Origin of the sequence: uncultured Pseudomonas sp., assembly GCF_913777995.1 — a bacterium.
GTDB lineage: Bacteria > Pseudomonadota > Gammaproteobacteria > Pseudomonadales > Pseudomonadaceae > Aquipseudomonas.
Map to the genome: position 1 here is coordinate 96,250 of NZ_CAJYVE010000030.1, position 6,243 is coordinate 102,492.

A 6,243-nucleotide genomic window follows, 5' to 3' on the forward strand; every position below is an offset into this window, starting at 1 on the left:
GCGACAGATGCAGTGAAGTTCCCGGCGCTTTCGCGGCTAAAGCCGCTCCCACCGAGCCCATCACGCCGCACAGCGCTTAATCGATCAGTGCTAACCAACCCGACGGGTCAATCGTAGATGTGATGCAGGTAGCTGATCTGCTCCGCCACCGGCAGGCGGTGCAGTTTGGGGCACGACTCGCAGAGCACCGGGGGTTCGCCTTCCACCGGCGCGTGCAGCTGGTAATGCAGGCAGCAGTGGCGGCGCAACGGCAGTTGTGCACACAGTTCGGGGGCCGGTGACTCGACCATGCGTTGCAGGCCGCGCAGCTTGAGACGTCCGTCATTAACCGCCACCGGCTCCAGCCAGGCGTGCGCCTCGGCGAAGCCGGCATGGCTCAGGTCAGGGTCCATGCGCATGAAAGCCCCGTCCCAGATCGCCACCATGTTGCCCCAGACAATCTTCGGTGCCAGACCTCCGGCAGCGGCCAGGGTGGTGAACAGCGGAGCCAGATGCTCGTGGACCAGTCGTGACCAGTAGGCGGCACGCTCGGCTTCAGCCAGGGGCTGTGGCGGATTGTCCAGGGCCAGGGCGCGGGGCTGGCCGTCCTCATGAACCAGCGCATGCTGGCCGCTCCAGAAGTCCACCGCCACGCCACGGGTCAGCACACAGGCCAGGGTGGCGGGCAAGGTGATGCTCATGTAGTTCATCGACCACTGCGACACCACGGCAGCGCGGTTTACCCCCGGATAGAGCAGCGCGAAACGTTCGAGCTGCGGCTTGAGTCGAGCCGGGTCGGCCAGCCGGTTCAGGGGAATGGAAGGCTCGCCATCGGCGTTACTCCGCACCACCCGTTGGATGGGCGGCCAGGCCTGGTTGAGCCACGCTGGAAATTCGATGACAGGTCCCCCGTTACTTTCCCTAATGAATGCAAACAATTAGCATTGTCCGATCCTATCTTTCCTCCCTTGCAAACTCAACGTCGCACGCGACCGGACCTACCAGGATTTCATGCACACTCTTCGCAATTTCTGGCGCATCGCAAAGCCTTTCTGGACCTCGGAAGAGAAATACCCGGCCTTGCTGTTGCTGGTGGCCACGGTGGCGATGACCCTGGGGCTGGTCGGCGTCAACATTCTCAACAACTTCTGGAACCTGCACTTCTACAATGCGCTGCAAGAGAAGGACTACCACGGTTTCCTGATCGGTGGCCTGCAGTTCATCCTGCTGCAGATCGGCACCGCGACCTTCACCGTGGCGGCCTTCCACTTCCAACAGAAGCTGACCCTGCGCTGGCGCCGCTGGGCCACGCACAACATGCTCGAACAGTGGCTGGGCCAACAGCGTTACCAGAAGCTCAAGCTGACGGAAAACGAAGTCGACAACCCCGACCAGCGCATCGCCGAGGACATCGACCTGTTCATCGTCAAGTCGCTGAAGCTGTCGCTGGGCGTGCTGACCTCGGTGGTGTCGCTGTTTTCCTTCCTGCACATCCTCTGGCAAGCCTCCAGCCTGGTCAGCGTGCCGTTCGCCGGAGATTCGCTTGTCATACCAGGGCTGCTGGTGTGGATCGCCCTGCTCTATGCCCTGGCCGGCACCGGCCTGGCGTTCTGGCTGGGCCGTGCCCTGCCGCGCCTGAACTTCGTGCAACAGCGCCGCGAGGCCGACTTTCGCTTCGCGCTGATGCGCCTACGGGAAAACGCCGACTCGGTGGCGCTGTACCAGGGCGAAGCAGTGGAGAACCAGCGTTTCCACCAACGCCTTGAAGCGGCCCTGGAGAACTTCTGGGCCTTGGTGAAGAAGCAGAAACTGATCATGGGCTACTCGACCTTCTACCTGCGCAGTGCCACGGTCATCCCCATGTTCATCATGGCCCCGCAGTTCTTCGCCGGCGCCTTTCCCCTTGGCCGCCTGACGCAGATCAGCGCCGCCTTTGGCGAAGTGCATGCGGCCATCGCCTACCTGGTCGAGGTGTTCCCGGAGCTGGCGGCGTGGAAATCGGTGGTCGACCGGCTCATCGGCTTCCAGGAGCGCCTGGACAACGTCGAAGTCAAGTCGGGTGTCGAAGCCCGGCAACAGCGTGACGGCCTCGCCATCCACGACCTGGACATCTGGCTGCCCGGCGGCCGGCGCCTGCTCGAAGGCTTCAACCTGTCACTGGCACCCGGCGACAGCCTGTTGATCAGCGCACCGTCCGGGTCTGGCAAGTCCACGCTCATCCGCGCCATCACCGGCCTGTGGCCACACGCCCAAGGTACGGCCAGCTACGACCGTGAGCAGGCACTGACCCTTTCGCAGAAGCCCTACCTGCCCTTGGGCAGCCTGCGCGAAGCCCTGTGGTATCCCAAGCCGCCGCAAGCTGACGCCGATGGGGCGGTTCGCCAGGCCATGCAGCAGGTCGGCCTGCAGCACCTGACCGAGCAACTGGACCAGCAGCACGACTGGGCGCAGACCCTGAGCGTCGGTGAACAACAGCGCTGCGCCTTCGTCCGCGCCCTGCTGACCCGCCCTGCCGTGCTGTTTCTCGACGAAAGCAGCTCGGCCCTGGACGCCGCCAACGAAACGCGCTGCTACCAGTTGCTCAAGCAGCACCTGCCCGACAGCATTCTGATCAGCGTTGGCCACAATGCCTCGCTGGAGCGTTTCCACTGGCAGGTTCTGGAGCTGCACGACCCGGCGAACTGGTCGCAGCGGCAGGTCGCGCCGGTGGTGTGAGCGGCTTGGTTTTTGCCTGCAAGCACGGCACCATCGGCCAGGTTGCCCCGCCTCCAGCAGGTCCACAGCATGCTCCACACCCACCTCACCACCCTCAATGCGGTCTCGCTGATTCTCGAAACCCTGCGTGAAGACGGCGTGCCGGCCCGCGAGCTGCTGGTCGGCAGCGGTATCGACGAAGCCGACCTGGCGCGGCCTGACCCGCGCATCACCACTGCCCAGGAAGCCCGGGTGTGCGCCAATGCGCTGGCCCTGCGTGAGACCTTCGGCCTGGAGCTGGGCCAGCGCATGCACGTGTCGTCCTATGGCGTGCTGGGCTACGCGATGCTGCTCAGCGACACCCTGGGCAGCGCCCTGGAGCTGGCGCTGCGCTACCCGGCCCTGCTCGGCACGCTGTTCGAGCTGCACCTTGAGGTGCGCGGCGAGCAGGCCTGGCTGCTGGCCACGCACTATCGTTCGGAGCCTGAACTGGCGGTGTTCAATGCCGAACTGTGCCTGGGCTCGCTGAAAGTGATCTGCGACGACCTGCTGGGCCGCCCACTGCCCTTGCAGCAGGCCCGCTTCGCCCACCCGGCGCCCGTCTACAGCAAGCGCTACCGACGCAACTTTCCCTGCCCGGTAAGCTTCGACGCCGTGGAGCACGGCTTTGCCTTTCCTGCCGAGTGGCTGCGCCGACCGCTGCCGCTGGCCGACCGGCTGACCCATCGCGCCATGGCCGAACGTTGCCGACAACAGAATGCCGAGTTCACCGGGCGCCAGGCCTGGCTGGGGAGGATTCGCCAGCACCTGGCCGAGCAGTTGGCCAGTCCGCCGGGCCTGGAAGGCCTGGCGCGGCAGATGAACTGCTCGTCGCGCAGCCTGCGCCGCCACCTGCACGACATGGGCAGCAGCTACCAGGCCCTGCTCGACAGCCTGCGTTTCGAGCGCGCCAAGATGCTGTTGGCCGAACAGCAGTGGCCGGTGCAGCGCGTCGCCGAAGCCCTGGGCTACAGCGAAACCGCGAGTTTTCGCCATGCCTTCGTGCGCTGGAGCGGCATCGCGCCCAGTCACTACCGCACCTGAAGCGTGCGCGCGCGCCCTGAAAAAGGGCGAAATACGGTCAAACAGATTGGCCATATCTATCCCCTTATGGCCGTTCGCACCGTTCTCCAATCGGCCCGCCTGGCGAAACAATGCCAGGCAACCCGCCACACGGAGCACGACCATGCTGACCATCTACTCGGATGACCATCATCTGCACCACGGACGCTGCGAGCTGATCAACGGGCAACTGATGCCCTGCTTCGAGATGCCGTCACGCGCCGATCACGTTCTCACCCGGGTCAAGGCCCGTGAGCTGGGGCCGGTGCAAGCGCCGCGCGACCATGGCCTGGCACCCATCGCCCGTGTGCACAGCGCTGATTACCTGGCGTTCTTCGAAGGCGCCTGGGCACGCTGGGAGGCGCTGGGCCAGGACGGCGACCTGCTGCCCTTCACCTGGCCGGCGCGCACCTTGCGCCGGGTCAAGCCCAAGGGCCTGCATGGCGAGCTGGGCTATTACAGTTTCGATGCTGGCGCCCCCATCACCGCCGGCACCTGGCAGGCCGCCTACAGTGCCGCGCAGGTGGCACTGACCGCCCAGGCCCACGTGCAGGCCGGGGCCGACAGTGCCTTCGCGCTGTGCCGGCCGCCGGGGCACCACGCCGCCAGCGACCTGATGGGCGGCTACTGCTATCTGAACAACGCCGCCATCGCCGCCCAGGCGTTCCTCGACCAGGGTCGCCAGCGTGTGGCCATCCTCGACGTGGACTATCACCACGGTAACGGCACCCAGTCGATCTTCTACGCTCGCAGCGATGTGTTCTTCACCTCCATTCACGGCGACCCGAACAACGAATTCCCGTTTTTCCTCGGTTATGCCGATGAAACCGGCGAAGGCGACGGCGAGGGCTGCAATCTCAACCTGCCCCTGCCCCATGGCAGCAACTGGGCGCAATGGCGCAAGGCACTGGAAACCGCCTGTTCGGCCATCGACGACTACCAGGCCGAGGTGCTGGTGGTGTCATTGGGCGTGGACACGTTCAAGGAAGACCCGATCTCGCAATTCACCCTCGACAGCCCCGACTACCTGGCCATGGGCAGGCGCATCGCGGCACTGGGCCTGCCGGTGCTGTTCGTGATGGAAGGCGGTTACGCCGTGGAAGAAATCGGCATCAATGCCGTGAACGTGCTCGAAGGCTATGAAACCGCCCGCAAGGAGGGCCAATGATGGTCAAGTTGCTCAAGAACACCCTGGCCGCCGCCCTCTGTGCGGGCCTGGCCAGCAGCCTGGTGCAGGCCGACGAACCCCGCACCCTGAAGGTCTACAACTGGTTCGACTACATCACGCCGAAGACCCTTACCGATTTCAAGGAACAGACCCGAATCAACCTGGTGTACGACATCTTCGACACCAACGAGGCCCTGGAAGCCAAGCTGCTCACCGGACACTCCGGCTACGACGTGGTGGTGCCGTCGAACATGTTCCTGGCCAAGCAGATCGAAGCCGGGGTGTTCCAGCCGCTGGACCGCAGCAAGCTGCCGAACTGGCAGCACCTGGACCCGAAACTGATGAAGCTGCTGGAAGCCAACGACCCCGGCAACAAGTACGCGGTGCCCTACATGTACGGCACCATCCTGATCGGCTTCAACCCGGCCAAGGTCAAGGCCGTGCTGGGTGACAACGCACCGGTGAACAGCTGGGACCTGATCTTCAAGCCCGAGAACATCAGCAAGCTCAAGCAATGCGGCGTGGCGATGCTCGACTCGCCTTCGGAAATCATGCCGCTGGCCCTGCAGTACCTGGGCCTGGACCCCAACTCCAGCAAACCGGCCGACTACCAGAAGGCCGAACAATTGATGCTGAAGATCCGCCCGGACGTGACCTACTTCCACTCGTCCAAATACATGGCCGACATCGCCAATGGCGACATCTGCGTGGCCGTCGGCTACTCGGGTAGTTTTTCGCAGGCCGCCAATCGCGCCAGAGATGCCAAGAACGGCGTAGTGGTCGACATGCGCCTGCCCAAGGAAGGCGCGCCGATCTGGTTCGACATGCTGGCGATTCCGAAGAGCGCGGCCAACCCGGAGGATGCGCACGCCTTCATCAACTACTTGCTGCGCCCGGAAGTGATCGCGCCGATCAGTGATTTCGTGGGCTATCCCAACCCGAACAAGGACGCCACCGACAAGGTCGACCCGGCGATTCGCAACAACCCGGACCTGTACCCGACCGAAGCGGCGATGGCCACGCTCTATACCCTCAAACCGCTGAACCGCGACGGCGAACGCGCCCGGACCCGGGCCTGGACACGGATCAAGTCAGGGACCTGAGTGGCCAGCAGCGGCTTCAGTGGCGAAGCAGCCCCATGCCATGGCTTGGCTGGCCTGATTCGCAGCTAAAGCCAATACTGATCAGTTAGACCGTTGGAGCTTGCTCGCGAATGGCAGGCTATCTGGACCGGGTACACCCGCCGCAGCATCAGTGCCCTTGAGTCACCTTTCCGCCTTTACGGCGGGTTACTTTTGGTT

At 64.2% G+C, this 6,243-nt stretch carries 5 protein-coding genes; 4 read left to right on the forward strand and 1 reads right to left on the reverse strand.

All coding sequences use genetic code 11. The annotated features are described in order from the left end of the window. Positions 1-107 precede the first annotated feature (107 nt). Positions 108-791: a siderophore-iron reductase FhuF gene (gene fhuF, locus QZ497_RS13315; protein ID WP_295475593.1), complete on the reverse strand. Its 684-nt coding sequence runs from the start codon at positions 789-791 to the stop codon at positions 108-110. A gap of 199 nt (positions 792-990) precedes the next feature. On the opposite strand from fhuF, the gene QZ497_RS13320 reads away from it, so the two are divergent. The 4 genes from QZ497_RS13320 to QZ497_RS13335 all read left to right on the forward strand — a co-directional run bounded on the left by QZ497_RS13320 (position 991) and on the right by QZ497_RS13335 (position 6,045). After that, positions 991-2,694 carry an ABC transporter ATP-binding protein/permease gene (locus tag QZ497_RS13320; protein WP_295475576.1) on the forward strand — a complete coding sequence of 568 codons (1,704 nt, stop codon included), beginning with the start codon at positions 991-993 and terminating at the stop codon, positions 2,692-2,694. A 69-nt stretch (positions 2,695-2,763) separates the two neighbouring features. Then, the gene (locus tag QZ497_RS13325; RefSeq protein WP_295475579.1) at positions 2,764-3,756 is read left to right on the forward strand and encodes an AraC family transcriptional regulator; all 993 of its coding nucleotides are present in this window, start codon (positions 2,764-2,766) and stop codon (positions 3,754-3,756) included. A gap of 142 nt (positions 3,757-3,898) precedes the next feature. Then, positions 3,899-4,942, forward strand: coding sequence for a histone deacetylase family protein (locus QZ497_RS13330; protein WP_295475581.1), 1,044 nt, complete (start codon positions 3,899-3,901; stop codon positions 4,940-4,942). Next, positions 4,942-6,045, forward strand: a complete 1,104-nt coding sequence (locus QZ497_RS13335; RefSeq protein ID WP_295475595.1) for a polyamine ABC transporter substrate-binding protein — start codon at positions 4,942-4,944, stop codon at positions 6,043-6,045. Before QZ497_RS13330 ends, QZ497_RS13335 begins: the two co-directional genes overlap by 1 nt. Positions 6,046-6,243 lie beyond the last annotated feature (198 nt).